This is a genomic window from Microbacterium luteum (assembly GCF_015277875.1).
GTDB classification, from domain to species: Bacteria; Actinomycetota; Actinomycetes; order Actinomycetales; family Microbacteriaceae; genus Microbacterium; species Microbacterium luteum.
Genome location: NZ_CP063814.1, coordinates 844767 through 870204, shown reverse-complemented (window position 1 = coordinate 870204; position 25438 = coordinate 844767). Strand labels below are relative to the sequence as shown.

20 protein-coding genes, 1 tRNA gene and 1 other RNA gene are annotated in these 25438 nt (G+C 70.3%); 9 read left to right on the top strand and 13 right to left on the bottom strand.

Annotation, left to right across the window (positions count from 1 at the left end):
* Positions 1–193 precede the first annotated feature (193 nt).
* Positions 194–1591, top strand: a complete 1398-nt coding sequence (locus tag IM777_RS04245; protein WP_194384780.1) for a threonine/serine exporter family protein — start codon at positions 194–196, stop codon at positions 1589–1591.
* A 35-nt stretch (positions 1592–1626) separates the two neighbouring features.
* On the opposite strand, the gene recR is transcribed toward IM777_RS04245, so the two are convergent.
* The 7 genes from recR to ffs all read right to left on the bottom strand — a co-directional run bounded on the left by recR (position 1627) and on the right by ffs (position 11506).
* On the bottom strand, positions 1627–2223 hold the full coding sequence (gene recR, locus IM777_RS04240) for a recombination mediator RecR (protein ID WP_071044406.1): 597 nt from the start codon (positions 2221–2223) through the stop codon (positions 1627–1629).
* Complete coding sequence (locus IM777_RS04235; RefSeq protein ID WP_194384779.1) at positions 2223–4400, bottom strand: DNA polymerase III subunit gamma and tau; 2178 nt, start codon at positions 4398–4400, stop codon at positions 2223–2225. The genes recR and IM777_RS04235 overlap by 1 nt, the downstream gene beginning before the upstream one ends.
* A 186-nt stretch (positions 4401–4586) precedes the next feature.
* Positions 4587–7109, bottom strand: a complete 2523-nt coding sequence (locus IM777_RS04230) for a glycoside hydrolase family 65 protein (protein ID WP_194384778.1) — start codon at positions 7107–7109, stop codon at positions 4587–4589.
* Positions 7106–7849 (bottom strand): HAD family hydrolase, encoded by a 744-nt coding sequence (locus IM777_RS04225; RefSeq protein WP_194384777.1) that lies wholly within the window; start codon positions 7847–7849, stop codon positions 7106–7108. The genes IM777_RS04230 and IM777_RS04225 overlap by 4 nt, the downstream gene beginning before the upstream one ends.
* Before the next feature lie 93 nt (positions 7850–7942).
* Entirely contained in the window at positions 7943–9169 is a 1227-nt protein-coding gene (locus IM777_RS04220; protein WP_194384776.1) for an acetate/propionate family kinase, read from the bottom strand.
* Position 9170: 1 nt separating this feature from the next.
* Complete coding sequence (pta, locus tag IM777_RS04215; RefSeq protein ID WP_194384775.1) at positions 9171–11312, bottom strand: phosphate acetyltransferase; 2142 nt, start codon at positions 11310–11312, stop codon at positions 9171–9173.
* Between the two features lie 97 nt (positions 11313–11409).
* Positions 11410–11506: signal recognition particle sRNA small type (ffs, locus tag IM777_RS04210), an RNA gene on the bottom strand.
* Positions 11507–11629: 123 nt separating this feature from the next.
* Here ffs and IM777_RS04205 point away from each other — a divergent pair.
* From IM777_RS04205 to IM777_RS04185, 5 genes are all read left to right on the top strand, one after another.
* Positions 11630–12646, top strand: a complete 1017-nt coding sequence (locus IM777_RS04205; RefSeq protein ID WP_390178366.1) for an AAA family ATPase — start codon at positions 11630–11632, stop codon at positions 12644–12646.
* Positions 12647–12653: 7 nt separating this feature from the next.
* A complete protein-coding gene (locus IM777_RS04200; protein ID WP_194384774.1) occupies positions 12654–13901 on the top strand; it encodes a DUF58 domain-containing protein in 1248 nt (415 codons plus the stop codon).
* Positions 13885–16170, top strand: a complete 2286-nt coding sequence (locus tag IM777_RS04195; RefSeq protein ID WP_194384773.1) for a transglutaminase TgpA family protein — start codon at positions 13885–13887, stop codon at positions 16168–16170. The genes IM777_RS04200 and IM777_RS04195 overlap by 17 nt, the downstream gene beginning before the upstream one ends.
* A gap of 49 nt (positions 16171–16219) precedes the next feature.
* Positions 16220–16304, top strand: a tRNA-Ser gene (locus IM777_RS04190).
* Between the two features lie 160 nt (positions 16305–16464).
* Positions 16465–17703, top strand: coding sequence for an IS30 family transposase (locus IM777_RS04185; protein ID WP_473743248.1), 1239 nt, complete (start codon positions 16465–16467; stop codon positions 17701–17703).
* Positions 17704–17769: 66 nt separating this feature from the next.
* Here the strand turns inward: IM777_RS04185 and IM777_RS04180 are convergent, their stop codons facing one another.
* The 3 genes from IM777_RS04180 to IM777_RS04170 all read right to left on the bottom strand — a co-directional run bounded on the left by IM777_RS04180 (position 17770) and on the right by IM777_RS04170 (position 20028).
* A complete protein-coding gene (locus IM777_RS04180) occupies positions 17770–18417 on the bottom strand; it encodes an SDR family oxidoreductase (protein ID WP_194384772.1) in 648 nt (215 codons plus the stop codon).
* 92 nt (positions 18418–18509) lie between these two features.
* Positions 18510–18950, bottom strand: coding sequence for a hypothetical protein (locus IM777_RS04175; protein WP_194384771.1), 441 nt, complete (start codon positions 18948–18950; stop codon positions 18510–18512).
* Complete coding sequence (locus tag IM777_RS04170) at positions 18937–20028, bottom strand: lactate/malate family dehydrogenase (protein ID WP_194384770.1); 1092 nt, start codon at positions 20026–20028, stop codon at positions 18937–18939. Before IM777_RS04170 ends, IM777_RS04175 begins: the two co-directional genes overlap by 14 nt.
* A gap of 89 nt (positions 20029–20117) precedes the next feature.
* Between IM777_RS04170 and IM777_RS04165 the strand changes: the two genes are divergently transcribed.
* Positions 20118–21158 (top strand): LLM class flavin-dependent oxidoreductase, encoded by a 1041-nt coding sequence (locus IM777_RS04165; protein WP_194384769.1) that lies wholly within the window; start codon positions 20118–20120, stop codon positions 21156–21158.
* A gap of 189 nt (positions 21159–21347) precedes the next feature.
* On the opposite strand, the gene IM777_RS04160 is transcribed toward IM777_RS04165, so the two are convergent.
* The 3 genes from IM777_RS04160 to IM777_RS04150 all read right to left on the bottom strand — a co-directional run bounded on the left by IM777_RS04160 (position 21348) and on the right by IM777_RS04150 (position 22816).
* Positions 21348–21737: a (deoxy)nucleoside triphosphate pyrophosphohydrolase gene (locus IM777_RS04160; RefSeq protein ID WP_272872948.1), complete on the bottom strand. Its 390-nt coding sequence runs from the start codon at positions 21735–21737 to the stop codon at positions 21348–21350.
* Position 21738: 1 nt separating this feature from the next.
* Positions 21739–22242, bottom strand: coding sequence for a bifunctional nuclease family protein (locus tag IM777_RS04155; protein WP_194384767.1), 504 nt, complete (start codon positions 22240–22242; stop codon positions 21739–21741).
* A 70-nt stretch (positions 22243–22312) separates the two neighbouring features.
* On the bottom strand, positions 22313–22816 hold the full coding sequence (locus tag IM777_RS04150; RefSeq protein WP_071044393.1) for a MarR family winged helix-turn-helix transcriptional regulator: 504 nt from the start codon (positions 22814–22816) through the stop codon (positions 22313–22315).
* Positions 22817–22938: 122 nt separating this feature from the next.
* Here IM777_RS04150 and IM777_RS04145 point away from each other — a divergent pair, with 122 nt between their 5' ends.
* Both IM777_RS04145 and cydB read left to right on the top strand, forming a co-directional pair.
* Positions 22939–24366: a cytochrome ubiquinol oxidase subunit I gene (locus tag IM777_RS04145; protein WP_194384766.1), complete on the top strand. Its 1428-nt coding sequence runs from the start codon at positions 22939–22941 to the stop codon at positions 24364–24366.
* Positions 24367–24384: 18 nt separating this feature from the next.
* Positions 24385–25416: a cytochrome d ubiquinol oxidase subunit II gene (gene cydB, locus IM777_RS04140; RefSeq protein ID WP_194384765.1), complete on the top strand. Its 1032-nt coding sequence runs from the start codon at positions 24385–24387 to the stop codon at positions 25414–25416.
* The last annotated feature ends 22 nt before the right edge of the window (positions 25417–25438 follow it).

The following is a 25438-nucleotide window of genomic DNA, read 5'->3' as shown; positions in this document are numbered from 1 at the left end:
CCGACCCACCATCTTACGGACGGGCCCATGCCCTCTTCGCCATGTGACGGACGCACCGGTCGGCCGCCCGGCGCACACTGTTCGCGCACAGCATCCGAGATCTAGGATCGAGTCGGCCAACGCGGCCGAATCATCGACGCGGCCGATTCATCGACGCACCACACACCTCGCACCACCCGGAGGATGCACCCGCATGCCCCCTCGCCGCCGACGCCTGCTGCCGAGCCTTCGCGACCTCGTCAACAGCGACGTCCCCACCGACACCCTCACCGAAGCGCTCCCGGTGATCGACGACGCGCTCGCCGCTCAGATCGTCGAGCTCGCGATCCGCATGGGCGAGACGATGCTCGTCGCCGGCGCCCCGGCGAGCGAGGTGACGCTGACCATCGTGCGCGTCACCGGCACCTACGGGCTGGATCAGGTGCACGTCGACGTCACCTACAACTCCATCACCGCGACCTACCACCGCCCGGGAGCCGCGAGGCCGATCACCTCGATGCGCGTCGTCCGCGGGGCGGCACCCGACTACGAGCGGCTGCAGCGCGTGCAGGCCCTCGTGGCCGACATCCGGGCGGGGCTGGATCCGCAGACCGCCGCCGAGCGCTACCGACGCATCCGGCGCACCGCCTTCCGATACCGCCCGCCGGCCGTCGTCGTCGCCCAGGGCATGCTGGCCGTCGGCGTGGCGGTCATGTTCGGTGCGCCGTGGATCGTCATCGTGCTGGCCTTCGTCGCCGCGATCCTCGCCGCGTTGACGCAGTACGCTCTCGCCAAGGCCCGTGTGCCGTACTTCTTCAGCCAGATCGCGGGCGCCTTCGTCCTCACCCTGACGGCAGCCTTCAGCCCGTTGCTCGCCATGACGCCGCTCCCCGGCGCACAGGAGATCCGCCCGTCGGTGATCGTCGCCTCCGGCATCGTGCTCATGCTCGCGGGACTCACGGTCGTCGGGGCCGCCCAAGACGCCATCGACGGCTTCGCACTCACGGCGATGGGCCGCATCCTCGAACTCATCACTCACACGCTCGGCGTGGTGCTGGGCATCTTGGCCGCTCTCGAGGTCGCGCGCGTGGTCGGTCAGGCGATGGAACCACCGAGCGAGGCGCTTCCCCTGGGACCTGTGCCCCTGCAGTTCCTCGGAGCCGCGCTGGTGGCCGTGGCCGTCGCCGTCTACAACGGCGCCGGGCGACGCATCATCGTCGTGAGCACGGGGCTGAGTCTCGTCGCCTGGCTGGGCTACCTGGCCGCCGACGCCGTCGGGTTGGAGACGGCCGCGGCGAGCGGGTTCGGCGCCTTCGTCGGCAGCTTCGTCGGCGTCGTCGTGGCCTTCCGCCTGCACGTGCCCTCGATCGCGATCACCACGGCCGCGATCCTTCCGATGGTGCCCGGTGCCGCGGTGTTCCGGGGCCTCCTCAGCATCGTCGAGGCCGGCGACGAGGGCGCCCTCATGATCGTGGGCTTCGAGAACCTCGTGGGCGCCGCGGTGGTCGGCATCAGCCTGGCGGTCGGCGCCTCGCTCGGCATCTACGTCGGCCAACCGGTGCGCGCCTCGCTCGGCTCGGTGTCTCGGACTCGGGTGCGCCTTCGCCGCTGACCCGGACGGCGGCTGGACGCCGACGGTCCGCTGGGTCAGCCGATGGCGCGCCGACCTTCGAACGCGCGCCCGAGCGTCACCTCGTCGGCATACTCCAGGTCGCCGCCCACGGGGAGGCCCGAGGCCAGGCGCGTGACGGAGATCTGCAGGGTCTGGAGCAGACGACTGAGGTAGGTCGCGGTGGCCTCCCCCTCGAGGTTCGGGTTGGTCGCGATGATCACCTCCTGCACGGTGCCGTCGGCGAGACGCTGCATGAGCTGCGTGATCCGCAGGTCATCCGGTCCGATGCCCGCGATCGGGCTGATGGCGCCTCCGAGCACGTGGTAGAGGCCGCGGAATTCGCGCGTGCGCTCGATCGCCGCGACGTCTTTGGCATCCTCGACGACGCAGATGACGCTGAGGGTGCGCCGCGGGTCGCGACAGATGCCGCACCGCTCCTGCTCGGACACGTTCCCGCAGATCTCGCAGAAGCGCACCTTGTCGCGCACCTCCGACAGCAGCTGCGCGAGGTGCGAGACGTCGAAACCCGGCGTCTGCAGGATGTGGAACGCGATGCGCTGTGCCGACTTCGGCCCGATGCCGGGGAGGCGTCCGAACTCGTCGATCAGGTCTTGGACGATGCCGTCGTACATCAGGCGAACCTCGTCGGTGCGTCGTAGGGCTCCTCGCGGACGAAGGTCGCGCCGAGCACCTGCCGCACGACGGCCTCGCCGTAGCGCTGCCCACCGCCGACGCGCGCTCGCGCGGTCGTCTCCGGGCCCGACGGCGTCAGACGCGGAACGACGATCGGCGGGGCGGGGGCATCGTCGGGTCGCACGTCGGTGTCGAGCTCGTCTTCGTCGCCATCGTCGTCGGCGACCGGCGCCACGTCCTCGCGGGGAAGCACGTCGCCCTCCCTCGCGGGAGCGAGGACCTCGGTCCGCGTGGCCGCACGCGCGTCTTCGGGGTCGTCGTCGACGGCGAGCTGGCCGAGCGGCGCGCCCGGCGACGGCGCGTGCGAGGAGGGCGCGTCGGTGGGCCGGGGCTCGTCGCGCGGGATGGGGGCGACGGCCCAGTCGGTCACCGCGCTCGCCGCTGCCCGGGCCGGCGCGGGTCCGCGCGAGCGGGGCGGTGCCGTGTCGGCGGGGTCGGGAGGCGGCGGCGCGGAATCGCCGTCCGGGGGCGCTGACGGTTCGGGAGCCGACCCGCCGCCGGGGCCGGAACCACCGTCGTCGAGGTTCGCGAGGTACTTCACCCGCACGCCGAGCACGGCGACGATGGCCTGCCGCAGGTCTTCGCTGGGTCCGGCACCCGCGGTGCGCTGCTTGAACCGGCTGATGTCGGCAGCGCTCGTGAACGCCAGCGTCAGCACGTCATCGGTGAGATCGGCGACGCGGGCGCCGAGCACGACGAGCCACGATGAGCGGCTGATCGACTCGAGACGGCCGAGGACCGCATCCCAATGGGCTCGCACGACCTCGGTGGTGATCGGGCCCGACGGCGGCTCGGGCGCAGGCTCGCGCTCCGGTGCCGGCGGCGCGGATGGCGCCGACGCAACCGGCTGCGACGACGGCGACTGCGGCGACGACGAGACGCCGGACGAGGGGGAGACGGCGGGTGCTGACGCGGGCGCCGGCACCACCGGGCCCTCCGCGATCGCGACGGGAGCGGCAGCACCGGTCGCAACAGCGCCGTTCACCACAGCGCCGGCCGCAGCGTCTGCGGCGGTGAGAACCCGCGCCACCATCAGCTCGAGCTGGAGACGGGGAGAGGTGGCTCCCGTCATCTCGTCGAGAGCGGCGATGACGACGTCGGCGGTGCGGGAGAGGCGGGCCGCACCGAACGCGTCGGCCTGGCGCGTGTAGTTCTGCAGCTCTTCGCCCGACAGGCCGCGCAGCACGGCCGATGCGCCGTCGCCGGTCGCGGCGATGATGATGAGGTCGCGCAGCCGTTCGAGGAGATCGTCGACGAATCGACGCGGATCCTGACCGGTCTGCACGACGCGGTCGACGGCCCCGAAGGCGGCCGCCGCGTCGCGGGCGCCGAGCGCGTGGATCACCTCGTCGAGGAGCTCGCCGTGCGTATAGCCGAGGAGGGCGACAGCGCGCTCGTACCGCACCGCGACGCGCTCGTCCGTCACATCGGACCCGGCGATGAGCTGGTCGAGCAGCGACAGCGTGTCGCGGGGAGAGCCGCCGCCGGCACGGACCACGAGCGGCAGAACGCCAGGCTCGACATCGACGTTCTCACTCGCGCACAGCTCTTCGACGTAGGAGAGCATCGCTGCCGGCGGCACCAGCCGGAACGGGTAGTGGTGCGTGCGCGAACGGATGGTGCCGATGACCTTCTCGGGCTCGGTCGTCGCGAAGATGAACTTCACGTGGTCAGGGGGCTCCTCGACGAGCTTCAGCAGCGCATTGAATCCCTGCGGGGTCACCATGTGCGCCTCGTCGAGGATGAAGATCTTGAAGCGATCGCGCGCCGGCGCGAAGATCGCGCGCTCGCGCAGGTCGCGCGCATCGTCGACACCGTTGTGGGAGGCTGCGTCGATCTCGACCACGTCGAGGGAACCCCCTCCCCCGCGGCCGAGCTCGACACAGCTCTCACACGTGCCGCACGGGGTGTCGGTGGGACCCTCGGTGCAGTTCAGGCACCGGGCGAGGATGCGCGCCGACGTCGTCTTGCCGCATCCGCGCGGGCCGGAGAAGAGGTAGGCGTGACCGACGCGATCACCGCGGAGCGCGGTCATCAGCGGCTCGGTGACCTGCGACTGCCCGATCATCTCCCCGAACGCCTCGGGGCGGTAGCGGCGGTAGAGGGCGGTGGTCACCCCGACAGCCTACGGCGTCGCTCCGACATCGTGTCGGCGCCCGCCACAGCCCGCCACGCGAACGTCGGAGAATCGCGCCGATGTCGGACGATTCGGCCCAGATCCTCCGACCTCGGGCCGAATCTCCGACATCGGAGACCGGGCGGGCGGATGGGGAGAGCGGACGAGACAGGGATGGGCTGCCTGTCAGGCGTCGACGCCGTGCTCCGAGGGCACCTGCTCCTCGTCGCCGATGACCGGGATGCTCGTCGTCATGGCCGGAACGGAGGCAGAGATCAGCGTGCCGTCCTCGCGACGCGCGTCGAGGAAGCTCTGGAACGACGGGCGGCCCGAGATGAGCGGCCCCTGATCCGGCAGCGGCACGACGACCACGCCCCCGCCCTCGATGACATAGGACGCGCCCCGCACGGTGAACGCCACGGGGCTCCCCTCCCCCGCGTCGACGCGCATCTCGTGATGACGCACGGTGATGTCCAGGCGTGTGCCCTGCCAGTGCAGCGTGTAGGCGAGCTCCGGCCAGTCGGCGGGCAGACGCGGATCGAACGACAGCTCGCCGAAGTGGTCGCGCATGCCCCCGAAGCCGGAGACGAGCGCGGTCCACACCCCGCCCGCCGACGCGACGTGCACACCGTCGGCGGCGTTGTGGTGCAGATCGGCGAGATCCACGAACAGCGACTGGACGAAGTACTCCAGCGCCAGCTCCTGATATCCGACCTCGACGGCCAGGATCGACTGCACGACGGCCGACAGCGTGGAGTCGCCCGTGGTCAGCGGGTCGTAGTACTCGAAGTCGGCGAGCTTGTCCTCGGGCGAGAAGTGATTGCCCTGCAGGAAGAGCGCGAGCACGACGTCCGCCTGCTTGAGCACCTGGTAGCGGTAGATCACCAGCGGATGGAAGTGCAGCAGCAGCGGCCGCTGCTCACGCGGCGTGTGCTCGAGGTCCCACACCTCGCGGTCCAGGAACACCTCGTCCTGCGGGTGGATGCCCAGCGCCTCGCTGTAGGGGATGTGCATGGCCTCGGCCGCGCGATCCCAGATCTCCGCCTCCGCCGGGTCGAGCCGCAGCCGCTCGACCATCAGACGGTAGGCGTCGGGGTCGTTCTCGGCCATCTCCTCGACCGTGCGCGCCGCGAACCGCAGGTTGAACCGCGCCATGACGTTGGTGAACAGGTTGTTGTTGACGACGGTCGTGTACTCGTCGGGCCCGGTCACGCCATGGATGTGGAACGAGTCCTCGCCGTGGCCGTTGCTCGAGCGCCAGAATCCGAGTGTCGTCCACAGCCGCGCCGTCTCGACGGCGATGTCGACGCCCTCGCGGTAGAGGAAGTCCTCGTCGCCGGTCGCGCGCACGTACTTCGCGACGGCGAAGGCGACGTCGGCGTTGATGTGGTACTGCGCGGTGCCGGCGGCGTAGTAGGCCGACGCCTCCTCGCCGTTGATCGTGCGCCACGGGAACAGCGCGCCGGCCTCGTTGAGCTGACGCGCGCGCCGGCGTGCGGCCGGCAGCATGAGGTAGCGCATCCGCAGCGCGTTCCGCGCCCACAGCGGGGTGGTGTATGCCAGGAACGGCATGATGTACACCTCGGTGTCCCAGAAGTAGTGGCCGCTGTAGCCGGAGCCGGTCATGCCTTTCGCGGGAACGCCCATCCCGTCGGCGCGAGCCGCTGCCTGCGCCAGTTGGAACAGACACCAGCGCACGGCCTGCTGGATGTCGTCCTGGCCGCCGATGCGCACGTCGGAGCGGTCCCAGAAGTCGGTGAGCCATGCGCGCTGACCGTCGATGAGCTCGCCGTACCCGCGCCCGAGCACGCGGTCGATCACCCGACGGCCGCGGTCGACGAGCTCGCGAGCCGGCACACCGCGGGAGGTGTGATAGCTCACGAACTTCGTCACGGTGGTCGGCACGCCGGCCCGAGCGTCCACACGGAAGACGTTCTTGGCGATGTCGGGCTCGATGAGGCGGCGAGCGTCGTACTCGTTGTCGGTCTCGACGACGTGATCGGCGACGACGGCGATCGTCATCCCGGATTCGGACACGCGGAACGACAGCGCCGAGCGGTTGTGGTCCTGCCAGTACTCCTGCGGCTGGAGCACCCGGTCCTGGATGCGCTCGGCCTTGCGCGGATCCCATCCCGACTTCTTCGTGGCGTTCGGCGTTCCACCGTAGACGTCTTCGCCGTCCTGCCGGTTCAGCAGCTGGCACGAGATCGTGACCGGCGCGTCGGAGTTGAGCACCGTGACCGTGCGGCGCATCGCCGCGAGATGCTTCTCGCCGAACGACACCATCCGCTCGTCTTCGATGAGCACCTCCTTGCCGGAGGGCGTGACCCAGAGGATGCGCTGACGCAGAACGCCCTCGCGCATGTCGAGCACCCGCTCGTACTCGCGCACGTCGGCGAGGTCGAGCGAGAGGGGCTCGTCGTCGACGTAGACGCGCATGACCTTCGCGTCGGGGGCGTTGACGATGGTCTGACCGACCTCGGCGAATCCGTATGCGCGTTCGGCGTGGTGAATCGGGAAGGTCTCGTGGAAGCCGTTGATGAACGTGCCGTCCTCGTGCGCGTGCCGCCCCTCGGGCAGGTTGCCGCGCAGTCCGAGGTAGCCGTTGCCGACGGCGAACAGCGTCTCGGTGACCCCGATGTCGGACATGTCGAAACGGGTCTCGATGAGACGCCACGGATCGGCCGGGAAACGATCGCGATCGATCATTCGGATACCTCCGGCACGAACTCGGCGAGGTCCGAGACGACGACGTCGGCGCCGGCGGCGAGCAGCGCATCCTCACCCGCACCTCGGTCCACACCCACGACGAGACCGAAACCGCCCGCGGCGGCCGACTGCACCCCGCTGATGGCGTCTTCGACGGCGACGCTGCGCGCGGGGTCGACCTGCATCATTCTCGCCGCCGTCACGAACACGTCGGGGGCGGGCTTGGAGGCCAGGTGGTCGCGCTCCGCGATCACGCCGTCCATGACGACCGGGAAGCGGTCGCGGATCCCTGCCGCAGTGAGCACCTCCTCGGCGTTCTTCGAGCTCGACACGACACTGACCGGCATGTCGACGGCGGCGAGCGCGTCGAGCAGCTGGACCGACCCGGGGTAGGGGGCGATGCCCTCGGCGCGCAGCACCCGGGCGAAGACGTCGTTCTTGCGGTTGCCGATGCCGCACACGGTGTCAGCCGACGTCGGGTCGGACGGGTCGCCCCACGGCACCTCCACGTCACGGCTGCGCAGGAGCGCGGCGACACCGTCGTAGCGCTTCTTGCCGTCGAGGTGGTCGAAGTAGTCGCGTTCGGTGTACGGCGGCTCGATCCCCCACTGGGCGAAGAGCTCCTCGAACATGGTGCGCCACGCGTGCATGTGCACCTCGGCGGTCGGGGTGAGCACCCCGTCGAGGTCGAACAGCACGGCGTCGTAGGTCGTCAGGTCGGGCAGGGCGGGGGAAGACACGGGACCTCCTCGCGGGGGCGGACGGGGTGGGCACACCTTCGCGCCTGTGGCCAGCTTAGGGGGATCGGGGGCACGCCCGAGACAGCCTCGGTCTCAGCCGCGGGCGACCTCGAGGCTCTGGCGCGCGATCTCGAGTTCCTCGTCTGTGGGCACGACGAGCACGGTCACTGCGGAGTCGTCGGCGGAGATGGTGCGGATGCCGCGCGCGGGCGCCTCATTCCGCTCCGGATCGATGCGCACGCCCGCGAATCCGAGGGTCGCGAGGGCCTGTTCGCGCACGGCCGGCGCATTCTCGCCGACACCGGCGGTGAAGACGATGACGTCGACGCCGCCGAGCTGGGCGAGGTAGGCGCCGGCGTAGGCGCGCAGGCGGTGGACGTAGACCTCGAACGCGCGCGTCGCGGTCTCGTCGCCCCGGTCGACGCCGGCCTGGATGTCGCGCATGTCCGAGGCGCCGGCGAGACCGAGCAGGCCGCTGCGCTTGTTCAGCAGGGTGTCGAGATCGTCCGTCGACAGCCCCGCACGTCGTGACAGGTGCAGGAGCACGGCCGGATCCAGGTCACCTGAGCGGGTGCCCATCACGAGCCCTTCCAGCGGCGTCAGTCCCATCGAGGTGTCGATCGAGCGACCGCCGTCGATCGCCGCGACCGAGGCGCCGTTCCCGAGGTGGAAGACGATCTGGCGCAGCTGCTCCAGGGGCCGCTCGAGGAAGTCGGCCGCCGCCTCGCTCACGAACTTGTGCGATGTGCCGTGGAATCCGTACCGGCGCACGCGGTGCGCGGCGGCGAGCTCCGCGTCGATCGCGTACGTGTACGCAGCAGCGGGAAGGGTCTGGTGGAACGCGGTGTCGAACACGGCGACGTGCGGCACCTCGGGGAAGGCCTTCTTCGCCGCGGTGATCCCCTGAAGATTCGCCGGGTTGTGCAGCGGAGCCAGCACCGACAGCTCGTCGATGTTGATCTCGACCAGCGGCGTGATGAGAGTGGGCTCGAAGAACCGCGCGCCGCCGTGCACGACGCGATGGCCGACGGCGATCGGCGGCTCGTCGTCGAGCGACGGCCCGTGCTCGGCGAAGGCCCGGATCATCAGGTCGAAGCCTGCGGTGTGGTCGGGGATACGCTCGGTGAGAGTGGAGGTGGCCTTGCGCACCGCGGGCGCCGGGCCCTCCTCGGCGAAGAAGAAGACGGTGTGCGTGGCAGACCCGGTCTCCTCGCCGATGCGCTCGACGAGTCCCGCCGCGAGCACGTTCTCGGCCGCCATGTCGATCAGCTGGTACTTGAACGACGACGAGCCGCTGTTGATGACGAGGACGGGTGTCATCTCATTCCCCCTGCGCCTGAATGGCCGTGATCGCGATGGTGTTGACGATGTCCTGCACGAGGGCACCGCGCGAGAGGTCGTTGATCGGCTTGTTCAGTCCCTGCAGCACGGGGCCGATCGCGACGGCGCCGGCCGAGCGCTGCACCGCCTTGTAGGTGTTGTTGCCGGTGTTGAGGTCGGGGAAGACGAAGACCGTGGCGCGGCCGGCGACCTCCGACCCCGGAAGCTTTGCGGCTCCCACCGCCGCATCGGCGGCGGCGTCGTATTGGATCGGTCCCTCCACGAGCAGTTCCGGGGCGCGCTCGCGCACGAGGGCGGTGGCGGCCCGCACCTTGTCGACGTCAGCTCCCGTTCCGGATTCGCCGGTGGAGTAGGACAGCATCGCGACCTTCGGCTCGATGCCGAACTGCGCCGCCGTCGCCGCCGAGGAGACGGCGATGTCGGCGAGCTGCTCGCTCGTCGGATCGGGGATGACCGCGCAGTCGCCGTACACGAGCACGCGATCGGCGAGCGCCATGAGGAACACGCTCGAGACCACGGACACGCCGGGCTTGGTCTTGATGATCTCGAAAGCGGGGCGGATCGTGTGAGCGGTCGTGTGCGCTGCTCCGGAGACCATGCCGTCTGCGAGGCCGGCATGGACCATCATCGTGCCGAAGTACGACACGTCGGTGACGGTGTCGGCGGCTCGTTCGAAGGTCATGCCCTTGTGCGCGCGCAGTCGCGTGTACTCGTCGGCGAACTTGTGCACGTGCACGGCATCGAACGGCGAGAGCACCTCCGCCGCCTGGATGTCGATGCCGAGCTCGAGGGCGCGGGCACGCACCTCGAACGGCTCGCCCAGGATGACGAGATCGGCGATGCCGCGCTTGAGCACCGTCGCCGCGGCGCGCAGCACGCGGTCGTCGTCGCCCTCGGGCAGCACGATCCGCTTGCGCCCGGCGCGCGCCCGCTCGATGAGCTGGAACTCGAACATGAGGGGGGTCACCACGGTCGCCCGTGCGACGCCGAAGGCGCGCAGCAGCTCGGTGGTGTCGACGTGGTTCTCGAACAGCGACAGTGCGGTGTCGTACCGACGCTGCGAGTCGGCGGCGAGGCGCCCGCGCGTGGACATGATGCGCACGGCCGCTTCGTACGTGCCGAGATCGGAGGTGATGATCGGGACCTTCGAGCCGAGGCCGTCGAGCAGACGTCGCACGGGTTCGGCGAGGTCGAACCCGCCGTTGAGCACGATGCCGGCGATCGAGGGGAAGGTGCCCGAGGCGTTCGCGAGGAGCGTCGCCAGGAGCACTTCGGCGCGGTCGGCGGGGATCACCACGACGGCGCCCTCGAACAGACGCGGCAGGACGTTGACGATCGACATGGCCGCGACGACGACGCCGAGGGCGGGCCGCGTGAGCAGGTCGGGGTCTCCGGCCAGCAGCTCGCCGTCGACGGATCGCATGATGCCGCGGATCGACGGGGCGACGAGGAAGCGGTCCTCCGGGATCGCCCACACCGGGACCGCGGCCTGATCCGCGCGCGGGTGCGAGGCGATGGAGGCCGCCACGGATGCGCGTACGGCCTCAGCGGTCTCGGCGACCAGGTCTTCACCCGCGCGGTTGGCCACGACGGCGAAGACCTCGGCTCGTTCGTGGAGCAGCTCCGTGACGGCGAGCGCGGCGATCTGTCCCATCTCGTCGGGCGTGCGCGGCACCGTCGAGCCGAGCTGCTCGGGCTGTCCCTGTGCGGCGCGTCCTCCGAGCACGAGCAGGACCGGGGCGCCGAGGTTCGCGGCGATGCGCGCGTTGTAGGCGAGTTCCGCGGGGCTGCCGACGTCGGTGTAGTCGCTCCCGACGATCACGACCGCGTCGCACTTCGCCTCGACCGCCTTGTAGCGCTCGACGATCGTAGACAGGGCCGCGTCGGGGTCTCGGCGCACGTCGTCGTAGGTGGTTCCGACGCAGTCGTCGTAGGCGAGATCCACGCCGTCGTGCGCGAGCAGCATCTCGAGCACGTAGTCGCGCTCCTTGGTCGACCGTGCGATCGCGCGGAAGACCCCCACCCGCGGGGTCGCATGCCCCAGGGTCTCGAGGACTCCGAGGGCGACGGTGGACTTGCCGGAGTGTCCCTCGGCGGATGTGATGTAGATGCTCTGCGCCACGCTCCCAGCCTAGAGCCGGGCATCGCGGCGGTCATCGGAGTTCGCTGGATGTTCCACCGAGCAGACAGGCCGAGCGCGCCGGAGATCCCCACCGGAAAAGAAAGACTCTCCGCGAACCCGGCAGAGCCTGGTTACCCTTGCTACGTTTCCGTCCTGGGGGAGTTGGCCTGGATGCCGCCTCGCGGAGAGCTGCCCCCAGTCTAACGGTTCTCGTGCGCGCGTCGAGTCGGCGCCGGACCGGCCCCGTGGCCGATGCGCATTGTTACGATCGAGCCGTGGGCGAGGATGCTCGCGCACCGCGGGCGAGGGGAGTCCCAGTGACAGACACGACCACCATCGGAACCGCGTCCGGTGCGAGCGCGATCGATTCCGCCGAGAGCTTCACCGACGCGACCCGCGCGATCATCGGCTCCGTGGAGCGGGTGATCGACGGCAAACCGGCCGCCGTCCGTTCCGCGCTCGTGTGCCTGCTGGCCGAGGGGCACCTGCTCATCGAAGACGTTCCCGGCGTCGGGAAGACCATGCTCGCCCGCGCCCTCGCGGCGTCGGTCGACGCCAGCGTGCGGCGCATCCAGTTCACCCCCGACCTTCTTCCCGGAGACGTCACCGGGGTCAGCGTCTTCAATCCGGTCGCGCGCGAGTTCGAGTTCAAGGCGGGCGCGATCTTCGCCAACATCGTCATCGCCGACGAGATCAACCGCTCCTCCCCCAAGACCCAATCGGCACTGCTCGAGGCGATGGAGGAGCACCAGGTCACCGTCGACGGCCGGTCCCATGAGCTCGAGGAGCCCTTCCTCGTCGTCGCGACGCAGAACCCGCTGGAGATGGAAGGCACGTACGCGCTTCCCGAAGCCCAGCGCGACCGGTTCATGATGCGCATCTCGATGGGCTATCCCGACCCCGCGTCGGAGGCGCTCATGCTGCGGCAGCGCGAGACGGTGAACCCGTTGCGCGGACTCACGCCGGTCGTCAGTGCGGCCCAGGTCGAAGACCTCATCTCCTGGGCCCGGCGCGTGCATGTCGCTCCGGCGATCGAGGAGTACGCCGTCGCTCTGGCCTCCGCCACCCGCACCCATCCCGACCTGCGGCTCGGGGCGAGCCCGCGCGCCACGCTGCAGCTCGTGCGCGCCGCGAAGGTGTGGGCGGCGCTCGACGGTCGCGGCTTCGTGATCCCCGACGACCTCACCGCACTCCTCGCCCCCGTCTTCGTGCACCGTCTGATTCCGACGCGGGCCGCCGGGGGCGCGCGGGCGCGGTCCGGCGCCGACGCGGTGGCCCACATCCTCGAGACCATCGCCGGGTCGGTGCGGGTGCCTCTGGCGACACGCGGATGAGGTGACCGTGCGACGTCTCTGGCCCTTCACCGTCCGCGGTACCGGCGCGCTGATCCTCTCCGTCGGATGCCTCATCGCCGCGAACGAACTCGGCCTGGTGGAGCTGCTCTACTTCGGCGTGCTGCTGATCGCCGTTCTGGTCGCCGCGGTGCTGTCGCTGTTCCTCACCCGCCGCACCGGGGCGGTCGAGCGCACCATGATCCCCGAATCGGTCGGCGTCGGCGACACCGCCGTCGTCACCGCGCGGGTGACGGTGCGCACGGCGGTCCCGACCCCTCCCGGCACCTGGGAGGACACCCTCCCGCGCGGACTCGGAGGCACAGCCACCGGCTCCTTCCCCGCACTCGCCTCCGGGCTGCGCGGATCGCAGCGCGCCGTCGAGCGGTCGTACACGGTCACCGGCCTCACCCGAGGCATCCACGACCTCGGCCCCTTCGCCCTCACGACGACGGACCCGTTCGGCCTCGCCCGCCGCCGCACCGTGCGCGGCGAGCGCACCGCGGTGACCGTGACGCCGGCCGTCGTCGAGCTGCCCGGCATCCCCGACGCCGGCGGCGCATCCGGCGGGAGCCGACTCACGGTCGACCTGCACCTCGGTCAGGGCGCCGACAACCTCGTCGCCCGGCCGTACCAGTCCGGCGACTCGATGCGGCGCATCCACTGGCGCGCCACCGCGCACCGGGACGAGCTCATGGTGCGGCAGGAGGAGCAGGAGTCCACGCCCGAGGCGACCGTCGTGCTCGATCTCGGGGTGCTCCGGTGGTCACCCGAGGCGATGACCGCGCCCGGGTCGGATCCGGCTTTCGAAGCCGCGGTGTCGGCGTGCGTCTCGGTCGTGTCCCGCCTCGTCCATGACGGCTACGGCGTCGACGTCATCGACAGCGACGGAGCCACCCTCACCGACCGCCTCGACAGCGGAGACGTGATCGAGGTGGAGGCGATGACCGCCCGCTTCGCCAGCCTCCTGGCGCGCCCCGACGACCACCTGGCGCGCCTCTCCCCCGTCTTCACCGGCGGGATGACGGGCCCCGTCGTGCTGATCGTGGGTCGGATCGATCCCGCCGACGTGAGCGCCATCGCTCCGATCGCCCACCACAGCACCCTTCCCATGCTCTTGGCGGTGACCCCCCGAGGCGACGTCCTCCTTCGCGCCGAGGAGGCGGGCTGGCTTGCCGCCGCGATCCCCGAGGACGCGGACCTCGCCGCGGCGTGGTCGGCCGTCGGCGAGAGGCTGGTGGGTGACCGTGTCGGCTGAGTCCACCGTCGCCGGTCGCGACCGGCTGAGGATCGCGCTGATGCTGCCGCTGGGCATCGCCGCGGCGATCGTCGCCGCGCTCCTCCCCCTCGCGCGCGTTGTGCTTCCGGCGCAGTGGATGCCCGGAACGCTCACCCTCGTCCTCCTCGTGCTGGCGGCCGGTTTCCTGGCGCGCCGAGGGGGCCTGGCCGCGCTCGCGGTGACGCTCATCGAGACCGGCGTCTGGGCGGCCTTCATGATGCTCGTCTTCCTCCGCGACACCGCGCTGCTGTGGATCATCCCCACCGCCGGTACGGCCGACGAGCTCGTGCAGCTCCTCGCGACCGCGGCGGAGGAGATCACGTACGGCGCAGCCCCGCTCCGCGCCGGCCCCGCCCTGGCGTTCCTCATCGTCGCCTCGGTCGGACTCCTGACGGTGATCGTCGACCACGTGGTCGTGACCGCCCGTATGCCGCTGCTGGCCGGCATCGCCCTCATCGCGGTCTCGCTCATCCCGTCGATCGTCGTGCCCGACGACCTCGATGTCGTCGCCTTCGTGCTGCTGGCCGCCTCCATCCTCTTCCTGATGCGCGTCGACACGCTCTCCCGCCAGGCGCCCGCGGCCCGTGCGGCCACCCGCGGAGCGGGCATCCCCGCCACCGCGGTCGGGATCGGCGCCGTCGCGGTCGTCGTCACGCTCGTCGTCGCCCCGGCCCTTCCGCAGCCGGTCGCCCGGAGCCTCCCCGGCGGCCTGAACGTCGGCAGCGGCATCGATGCGACGCTGCAGCTCGGCGACGACCTGCGCAGGCCCCGCGAGGTCGAGGTGCTCCGCGTGCGCAGCAGCGCTCCGCTGCCGCCGTACCTGCGCGCGACGACGCTGTCGACCTTCGACGGCGCCGTCTGGCTTCCCGACGAGGACGAGACGGCCGTGCTCGACGACGAGACCGCCATGGAGCCGGTCTCGGTCCCCCCCGACGTGCGCGTGGAGGAGTACACCACCGACGTGTCGATCCAGAGCCTCTCCTCGACGTGGCTGCCGATGCCGTTCCCGGCCGTTGGTGTGAGCGGGCTCGAGGGCGACTGGTCGACCGTGCCCTACAACCGCACCGTCGTCAGCGACGGGGCGCGCACGCAGGACCAGGACTACGAGGTCGTCACGCAGGTGCCGCGGCCGACGCGGGAGCAGATCCGCGCCGACGAGGCCTCCCCCGACGGGCTCAGCCCGGAGCTGACCCAGCTGCCGGACGATCTGCCCGCCATCGTCGAAGACCTCGCGATCGAAGTGACAGAGGGGACCACGAACGACTACGACGCGCTCATCGCGCTGCAGAGCTGGTTCCGCGGACCGGAGTTCCGCTACTCGCTCGATGCGCCGGTCGAGGATGGTTTCGACGGCACGGGCGCGCAGGCGATCGCGCAGTTCCTCGAGCAGAAGGAGGGGTACTGCGTGCATTACGCCGGCGCCTTCGCCCTCATGGCCCGCGCCCTCGACATGCCCAGCCGCATCGTGGTCGGCTATCTTCCCGGCTCCTCGACGACCGACGCGATCGAGCGCGAGACGGTCTACTCGGTCTCGTCGTCGCAGCTCCACGCCTGGCCGGAGGTCCACTTCGACGGGCTCGGGTGGGTCTCCTTCGAGCCCACCAACAGCCTCGGCACGCCGACCAGCTTCTCCGCGGCACTGTCCTTGGCCGGTCCGGAGTCCGGCGGCACGGAGACCGAAGAGACCGAGGAGACGGAGCCGACCCCGACGCCGACCCTCCTGCCCGAAGAGGAACAGGCTGAGGAGAGCGGCGAAGCCCTCGGAACGACGAGCGGCACCGACGACGCCCTCCCCACCCTCGGTGTGATCGCCGCCCTCGTGCTGCTGCTGGCGGCGCCGGCCTCGCTGAGGTCGGTGCGAGCGCGTCGCCTCATGCTCGCCGCACGGCGGGGAGACGCGGCCGCGGCGTGGCTGGTCGTGCAGGACACGGCGATCGACCTCGGCATTCCTGTTCCCGCGAGCGAGACCCCGCGCACTCTGGCTGCGCGCCTCGCGCAGAGCCACGGTGCGCCCGAGGCGGCCATGGCGACCCTTGCCGACGCCCTCGAGCGAGCCAGCTACGCACCCTCGGGCACGGTCGCCGCCGGAGACCCCGACGCGCTCGCGGACGCGGCCGCCGCCTCGTCGGCGGCGCTGCTGCGCAACGCACCCGTCGCGCGGCGCATCCTCGCCGTCGTCGCACCCCGATCGCTCGTCATGCGCCCGGGCAGCGCCTTCGCCGGGGCGGGAACCCGCGCCCGCGCGTGAGACCCGCGCCGCGCGTGCGTTAGGATGGTCCGCGGCCCTTCGGGGCCCGGGAGGATTCGCCTAGTGGCCTATGGCGCACGCTTGGAAAGCGTGTTGGGTGCAAGCCCTCAGGGGTTCGAATCCCCTATCCTCCGCCGAACGAAGCGCTGCTCCCCGAGGGGTGCAGCGCTTCTTCGTTTCGAGCCGGGCCCGTCCCCCCGGCCCCGCTTCGAGAGGAGATCCCTCTTTGCGAGGACGCTCCGCGAGGTGAGTTCAGGGGGTCAGTGCAACACCTCGAGTGAGAGGGGTTGTCGGGTGGTGGTGTTGCGGGTGGTGAGGCGGCGGTTCTGGTGTGGGATCGCGGCGGGGTTGTCGACGAAGGATGCGGCGGTTGCTGCGGGTGCGTCGCGGCAGGGTGCGGAGAGGTGGTTCCGGGATGCTGGCGGGATGGCGCCGCTGTCTCTTTCTGAACCATCGGGTCGATTCCTCTCGATCCTTGATCGTGAGCGGATTGCGGTAGGGGTAGCGCGTGGGGAGTCGATACGGGAGATCGCTCGCGTGATCGGCCGTGCCCCATCGACGGTGATGCGGGAGCTGAACCGGAACCGGGGCAAGACGCCCCGCTATCGACCTCGCTGGACCACACGTCCCGCGTTGCGGGCGCCGTCGTATTCACCGTCGACCGCGCAGTTCCGAGCGGACAAGCGGATGGTGCGCCCGAAGCCCTCCAAACTCGCGCTGGATGACCGGTTGCGGGTCGAGGTGGAGCGGCGCCTGAGGCTGGGGTGTTCACCGGAGCAGGTCAGTCACCGGCTGAGGGTGGACTTCCCCGATGATGAAGGCATGCGCATTTCGCATGAGGCGATCTACCGGTCTCTGTTCGTGCAGGGCCGGGGCGAGCTCCGCAACGAACTGACCCGCCACCTGCGTTCCGGACGCACGACCCGCAAGCCCCGCGCCCGCACGCAACGGCAGGCTGCTGCAGCTTCGGGGAAAAAGATCCCCGGGATGGTGATGATCAGCGACCGGCCAGCAGAAGTCGATGACCGTGCCGTTCCCGGCCACTGGGAAGGCGACCTGATCATCGGGAAGGACGGTCTATCCCAGATCGGCACCCTGGTCGAACGCGCCACCCGGTTCGTAATCCTGCTGCACCTGCCCCACCGTCGTGACGCTGAGACAGTCGCCGACCAGATGATCACCCAGATGACACTGCTCCCCGAGCATCTGCGCCGCTCGATCACCTGGGACCAAGGAAGCGAAATGGCCGCCCATGAACGCGTAACAGCCAGCCTGGACTTGCGCGACGGGGTGTTCTTCTGCGACCCCCACTCACCCTGGCAACGCGGCAGCAACGAGAACACCAACGGCCTCCTCAGACAGTACTTCCCCAAGGGCACCGACCTCGCTGGCTACACCGCCGACTACCTCGACTACGTCGCCGCGCAACTCAACGCCAGACCCCGAAAGACCCTGAACTGGGCCACACCCGCCGAAGCCCTCCAGAAGCTACTCTCGAACCCAACAAGCAACGGTGTTGCACTGACCGGCTGAATCCGCCCGAGGAATCATCCTCTCGGAGCGGGATCTCCTCCGCAGGGAGGCCGACGCGGACGCGCGTCAGGCGCGGACGGCCTCGGCGATCGGGGTGTCGCCGTTGTTGAAGCGGATCGTGCGGCCGATCGTGGAGTCGTCCGCGATCACCGCGGCGATCACACCGGCGACATCGGCGCGCGCCACCGATCCGGCCTCCGCGGCTTCGGTGTCGATCATGCCGGTGCCGTCGTCCTCGGTCAGCGAGCTCGGCGCGAGGATCGTCGCGTCGAGGTCGGCGGCACGGAGGTGCTCGTCGGCGGCGGCCTTGGCCTCGGCGTACGCGAAGAAGGGATTGTCCTCGGGCACCCTGTGGTCAGGACCGGCACCGAAGTACGACACCATCACATAGCGACGCGCGCCGGCGGCGACCGCCGCATCCATCGACCGGATCGCAGCGTCGCGGTCCACCGCGTACGTGCGCTCGGGGTCTCCCCCGCCCGCGCCGGCCGACCAGACGACCACGTCGTTGCCGCTGACGAGGTTGCGCATCTGCTCGTCGTCGAACGACTGCACGTCGGCGACGAGCGGTGTGGCACCGGTCGCCTGCACGTCGGCTTCGTGGTCGGGGTTGCGGATGACGGCGGTCACGTGATGGCCGGCTTCCACGAGGAGGGGTTCGGCCAGGAGGGCGACCTTGCCGTGGCCGCCGATGAGCAGGATGCGCGTGGTCATGGATGTTCCTTCCGTCGGTGCGGCGAGCCTACCCACGCGAGATGAACCGACCCCGCCGGGAGACATCGCCGTCCGCGTGTGCTACGGCGGCATCATCCGAGCGGAGGCAGCACGGTGAGCGACACGGCGGTCGCCCCCGCGGCGCGCGCGATGTCGACGGCGCGCTCGACAGCATCCAGCGAGCCCGCCAGGAGGGTCGCCCCGCTCCACACGGACAGGGTGACCACGCCGTCGGCTGCCGCGACCTCGACTCCTTCGACGGCGGCGGTCGCACGCACGCGGGGATCGCTCGCCTTCTCCAGACGCACGCCGCGCACGGCTGTGAAGCGGCCGAGTGTGCGCACCAGCACCTCCGCGAGGCGCCGGCTGGCCCGGAACGTGATCGCCATGTGCCCCTCTCCGCCATGCACATCGAGGGTGCTGAACGCCTCGAAACTCACGCCCCTCGTGGAGAAGCACTCCGACAGCGCGGTGAGCGTTCCGCTGCGATCCGCGACACGCACGAACACCACCCAGCGCTCATCGACCGCCATCGCCCACCCCTGCACTCGTCCACGCCGCCAGGGCGGAGGAGATCTGCCGGGACACCGCCGCCAGCCGTCGCTCCTCATCGACCGCGAGGTCGTCGAGGAGGATGCGCGACCATCCGTCGGGACCGACGACCACCGGCAGCCCCAGCACCCCGTGTACGGACTCACCGCCGAAGGAGACCTCGCCGGCGACGGCGACCTGACCCGCGACGACGATCTCCCGTCCGTCGAGGAGCGTGTCGACCATCTCGATCGCGGCACCCGCCGTGCCGTTCGCGGTCTTCGCGCCGCTCGTGTGCGTGAGGTACGGACGCACGACGGCCTCCACATCCGGCGGCCACTCCTCGACGAGGGCGAACGCCTCGGCGGCAGCGCCGCGGCCGAGGCGGGCGAGATCCTGCTTGGCATGGGCGACCTCGTCGACGAAGGTGTCGAGATCCCGGTCGCCGCGGAGCCGGGCGACGACGCCGCGTCGCTCGTCGGCATCCAGTCCGCGCAGCCGCACCGTCGACCACAGCGGCACGGCTCCGTCCCCGTGCTGGCCGGCCACGAACCCGCCGACACGCTGACGCCGGATGCCGAGCGCCGCGGCGATCTCGCGTCGGAACCGCAGCGTGTCCAGCCACGCGCCCATGCCGATGACCCGATGCCGCCCGAGGGCGCGCGCGAAGACGTCGACGCCCAGCTCCACGGGATTGGAGACGACGATGACGACTTCGTGACCGCTTCCGTGCGCGGCGAGCGCCTGCGCATACGTCTCGAAGATCTCCAGGTTGGCCTGGGCGAGCGCATCGCGATCGATGACCTGGTCCGGAGCCGTCGGCACGGTGCGTCCGGCGGCGACCACGACGACGTCGGCGACCACGTCGTCGGGTTCGCTGGCGACGTCGATGAAAGGGGCGTGCTCGTCATAGGCGTCGATGAGGTCGGCGCGCAGGCCGTGCGCGGCACGTCCGGACGCCCCGCCGGACCTTCCCACCAGCTGCAGTCGCGACGTCGGGCGGATCACCCGCCGCTCGATGAGTCCCGCGCACACCGCGCGCCCGACGTCACCCGTCGCACCCAGCACCGCCACATCCACGCTCGGATGCTAGCGGGTCGATGTTTCCGGCACGGTCGCGCAACTGCATCCATCGGAATGAATGCGCGGCGGTCGGCGTTGCAGCCGGTATGGAACGCTTCGGAACGCTCTCCTTCGGTCACTACGGCCCCCTCGGCGGCGGCCGGCAGCTCACGGCGCGCGACTCGATGCACCAGGCCATCGATCTCGCCCAGGGCATGGATGAGATCGGCGCGGACGGCGTCTTCTTCCGCGTGCACCACTTCGCCCGCCAGCAGTCCTCGCCGATGCCGCTCCTGGCGGCGATCGCCGCGCGCACGCGCCGCATCGAGATCGGCACCGGCGTCATCGACATGCGCTACGAGAACCCGCTCTACCTCGCCGAAGAGGCCGCAGCGGTGGATCTCATCAGCGACGGCCGCCTCGCGCTGGGCGTGAGCCGTGGCTCACCCGAGACCGTGGTGCGGGGCTACGAGGCCTTCGGCTACACCGGATCACGCGACCCTCGCGGCGCCGACATCGCCCGCGAGCACTTCGCGACGTTCCTGCGCGCCATCGACGGTGAGGGTCTCGCCGACGGCGACCCTGCATCGCCGTTCGGCGGTGTGGCCGGGAGGGCGCACATCGAACCGCTGTCGGAAGGACTGCGCTCGCGCGTCTGGTGGGGCGCGGGCAATCGCGAATCGGCGGAGTGGGCGGGCCGCACCGGCGTGAACCTCATGTCGTCGACGCTTCTCACCGAGGCCGATGGCACGCCGTTCGATCTCCTCCAGGCTGCGCAGATCGACGCCTTCCGCGCGGCATGGCGCGAAGCCGGCCATCCCGGAACCCCGCGCGTGTCGGTGAGCCGGTCCGTCTTCCCGATCCTGACCGCCGAAGACGCCATGTACTTCGGCGGCGCACAGGGCGGCGACCAGATCGGCGTGATCGACGGGATGCGCTCCACGTTCGGCAAGACCTACGCCGGTGAACCCGATGCCCTCGTCGAGCAGCTGCGTGAGGATGCCGCGGTGCAGTCGGCCGACACGCTGATGCTCACGATCCCGAGCCAGCTCGGCGTCGACTTCAACCTGCGGCTCGTGCAGAACTTCGCCACGCACGTCGCTCCGGCGCTCGGCTGGAGGGGTGCTCCCGCGGCCACGCGCGTCTGAGCCTCCGCGCCCACGCGCCTGGCCTTGCCCGAGCGTCCTGCCCGTGCGCCTCACCCGAGCCCCTCACGATGGTCGGAGATTCGGCCCGATGTCGGATGATTCGCGGCCGATCCTCCGACATCGGCGCGATTCTCCGACATCCACGGAGCCCCCGGGCGGCCGGGGGAGCCCGGGGGCTCCGGGGCGAGGTCAGGGGCGGGACAGGAGGCGGACGGCGGGGAGGTCGGGATCTGCCCACTCCAGCGACGGCAGGTCGGCCGGTGCCGTCCAGCGCAGCTCGTCGTGGTCGGTGCTGCTCTCGGGTGCAGCGTTGAGCAGTGTCGCTCGCAGGCAGACGAGTCGGATGCTGCGCCCGCCCACGACGGTGACGTCGGCCGTCAGCTCGCCGACCACTCTGATCTCGACCCCCAGCTCCTCGGCGATCTCACGTCGCAGCGCCTGCTCGGCCGTCTCGCCCGGCTCGATCTTGCCGCCGGGGAACTCCCACAGCCCTCCCGCGGAGCGGTCGGCGCGCCGACGGCACGCCAGCACGAGACCGTCACGCTCGATCACCGCCGCGACGACCTGGAGGACGGTCACCTCAGCTGCGGAAGTCGTCGGGATCGACATCGTCCAGGAACCGCTTGAACTCGTCGACCTTCTGCTCCGCCGCCTCGGTCTCCTCCGCATCGGCGAGCATGTCGGTCACGCCCGCCTCGTCCATGACGGCATCGGCGACCCAGATCGGTGATCCCGTGCGCGAGGCGAGCGCCACCGCGTCGGAGGGGCGTGCATCCACGACACGCGCGCCCAGCGCCGTGGTCACGGTGACCTCGGCGTAGAAGGTCCCCTCCTCGATGCGGGTCACCTCAACCCGATCGACCGCACCACCCATGCTCTCCAGGAGGGTCTTCATGAGGTCGTGGGCCAGCGGCCGAGGGGTCGGCGCACCCTCGACGGCGACGAGGATCGACGTCGCCTCCTGCTCCCCGATCCAGATGGGAAGCACTTTGCCGGCGCCCGGGACCTCGTCCACGGGCTTGAGAAGGATGACGTGCTGTCGCGAGGCGTCGAGCGCGACGCCGGCGACGCGGACCTGCACCATGGCGACCTCCCTGGATGGGCGTGGTGCCATCGTACGACCCGGCGGGCGAGACGTCTCGGGTGGGCAGTCGTCAGTCGACGGGCGCGTCCAGCAGGGTGCGCAAGAGCCTCGTCAGGGTGGCGCGATCGGCGTCGGAGACACCTGCCAGCACCTCGGCTTCGCGCTGCGCGAGCGCGGTCATCGCCGCATCGACGTGGTCGGCCCCGGCATCGGTGAGCTGCACGAGCACACCCCGTCCGTCGAGCGGATTGGCCTTGCGGGCGACGAAGTCACGGGCGACGAGGTTGTCGAGGCGGTGCGACATCGCGGCGCTCGAGATCATCGAGGCCTCGATCAGCTGCGCCACCGACAGGCGATGCGGCGGCTCGGCACGGCGCAGCGCCGCGAGCACGTCGAACTCCCACGCCGCCAGTCCCGCTCCCCGGAAAGCCGCCGAGCGAAGCCGCCCGAGGCGCAGCGCGACCCTTCGCAGCCGCGAGAACACGTCGAGCGGCGTGAGGTCGACATCGGGAAGCCGCGTCGACCACGCGTCGATCAGCAGATCGACCTCGTCATCCGGCCCCGCTTTCGCCATGGCTCGAACTTACCGAACTCCTTCGACGACGAGACATCTCGTCCTCTCGATGTTGTGTGGTCAGACCACACCCGGATATCCTGACGGCACCTGAACCAGCGCCCCTACCCGGAAGGTGCACCGTGGAACTGCTCGACCCCCTCCTCCTCGCCCGATGGCAGTTCGGCCTCACCACGCTCTACCACTACCTCTTCGTGCCGCTCACCCTCGGGATGGCGCTGGTCACCGCCATCTTCCAGACGGTGTGGCACCGCACCGGCGATGTGAAGTGGCTGCACCTGACGCGGCTGTTCGGGAAGATCTTCCTCATCAACTTCGCGATGGGCGTGGTCACGGGCATCGTGCAGGAGTTCCAGTTCGGCATGAACTGGTCCGCCTACTCCCGCTTCGTCGGCGACGTCTTCGGCGCGCCGCTCGCGTTCGAGGGGCTCATGGCCTTCTTCTTCGAGGCCACGTTCATCGGCGTCTGGATCTTCGGGTGGAACCGTCTGCCGAAGAAGCTGCACCTGGCGAGCATCTGGGCCGTCGTGTTCGGGTCGACCCTGTCGGCGTACTTCATCCTCGCGGCGAATGCCTTCATGCAGAACCCCGTGGGCTACCAGATGGCCGCCGACGGCGGACGCGCCGAACTCGTCGACATCGTCGCGGTGCTCACCAACCCGGTCGTCCTCGCCGCCTTCCCCCACACGATCACGAGCGCGTGGATGTTCGCCGCCGCCATCGTCATCGCCGTCTCGGCGTGGCACCTGCGCCGCGGCCAGCACCTCGAGACGATGCGCTCATCGCTGCGGTTCGGCCTGTGGTTCATGGTCGTCTCGTTCATCGGCGTCGCCCTCAGCGGCGATCAGCTGAGTCTGGTCATGGTCGAGACCCAGCCGATGAAGATGGCCGCCGCGGAGGCGATGTGGGAGAGCGCGTGCGGGGCGGATGCGTCGTTCTCGATCTTCTCCATCGGAACGCCCGACGCCTCGCACGAGGTGTGGTCGCTGCGCGTGCCCTATCTGCTGGCCTTCCTGTCGACGCACGATCTGAACGGCTGCGTCGAGGGCTTCAACGACCTGCAGGCGCAGTACGAGACGCTCTACGGCGCCGGCGTGGACTACATGCCGATCGTGTGGGTCACGTACTGGTCCTTCCGCTGGATGATGGGCCTCGGCGGCGCGGCGTTCCTCATCGCGATCGCCGGCCTGTGGCTCACCCGCAAGAACGCCAAGCGGGATGTGCCGCAGTGGGCGTGGCGCGTGGCGATCTGGGCCGCTCCGCTGCCGCTGCTCGGCAGCCTCGTCGGCTGGGTCTTCACCGAGATGGGCCGTCAGCCCTGGATCGTCTTCAGCCTCATGCTCACCGAGGACGGCGTCTCCCCCAACGTGCCGGGGTGGACGGTGCTGATCTCGCTCGTCGCCTTCACCCTGATCTACGCGGCCCTCGCGGTGGTCGAGTTCGGCCTCATCAAGAAGGCCGCGCAGAAGGGCCCTGACCCCCTGCCCGGCCCCGACGACCCCGATCCGAACGACGTGTCCGTCGAAGACACCCCCACGACCGTCTACTGAGCAAGAGCGGAGCACATCATGGATCTCGCCTACCTGTGGTTCTGGATCGTCGGCTTCCTGTTCGTCGGCTACTTCGTCCTCGACGGCTTCGACTTCGGCGTCGGCATGTCGCTGCCGTTCCTCGGCAGGAACGACGTGTCCCGACGACAGATCATCAACACGATCGGCCCCATCTGGGACCTCAACGAGACGTGGGTCATCGTCGCGGGCGCGTGCCTGTTCGCGGCGTTCCCCGAGTGGTACGCCACGCTCTTCAGCGGGTTCTACCTGCCGCTGCTGCTCATCCTCCTCGCCCTCATCGCGCGCGGCGTCTCGTTCGAGTACCGGCACCAGCGCGAGGGCGAGGAGTGGAAGCGACGCTTCGACGGGATGATCGTGATCGGTTCGGCCGTCCCCGCCCTGCTGTGGGGCGTCGCCGTCGCGAACATCGTGCAGGGCGTGCCGATCGACGCGGACTTCGAGTTCACCGGCACGCTGCTGACGCTGCTGAATCCCTACGGACTGCTGGGCGGGGCGACCACCCTCCTGCTGTTCTTCACCCACGGGCTGTACTTCGTGGCGCTGAAGACCGACGGCCCGGTGCACCGCGATGCCCGGTCACTCGCGAAGCGCTCGGGTCTGCTGACGGTCGCGGTCGCCGCGGTGTTCCTGGTCTGGACGATCTTCATCGCCGCCGGGCGGGAGGCGCCGCTGATCGCGTTCGTCATCGCCGGCGCCGGGATCGCGGCGGTCGCCCTCGTGATGTCGGTGATCTTCAACGCGCGGGACCGCGAAGGCTGGGCGTTCGGTGCCGGCGCGGTGACGATCGTCGCGGCCGTGCTGACGCTCTGGTTCGCCCTGTTCCCCTACGTCATGCCCTCGAGCACCGACCCCTCGTTCAGCCTCACGATCGAGAACGCGTCGAGCACCGACTACACCCTGACGATCATGTCGTGGGCCGCGCTGGTCTTCCTGCCGCTCGTGCTCGCCTACCAGGCCTGGACGTACTGGGTGTTCCGCAAGCGCGTGACCCGCGACGTGATCGAGCGGGCGTCGGTGGCCGCGCACTGATCGCGCCCGCCCGCGGGCCGCT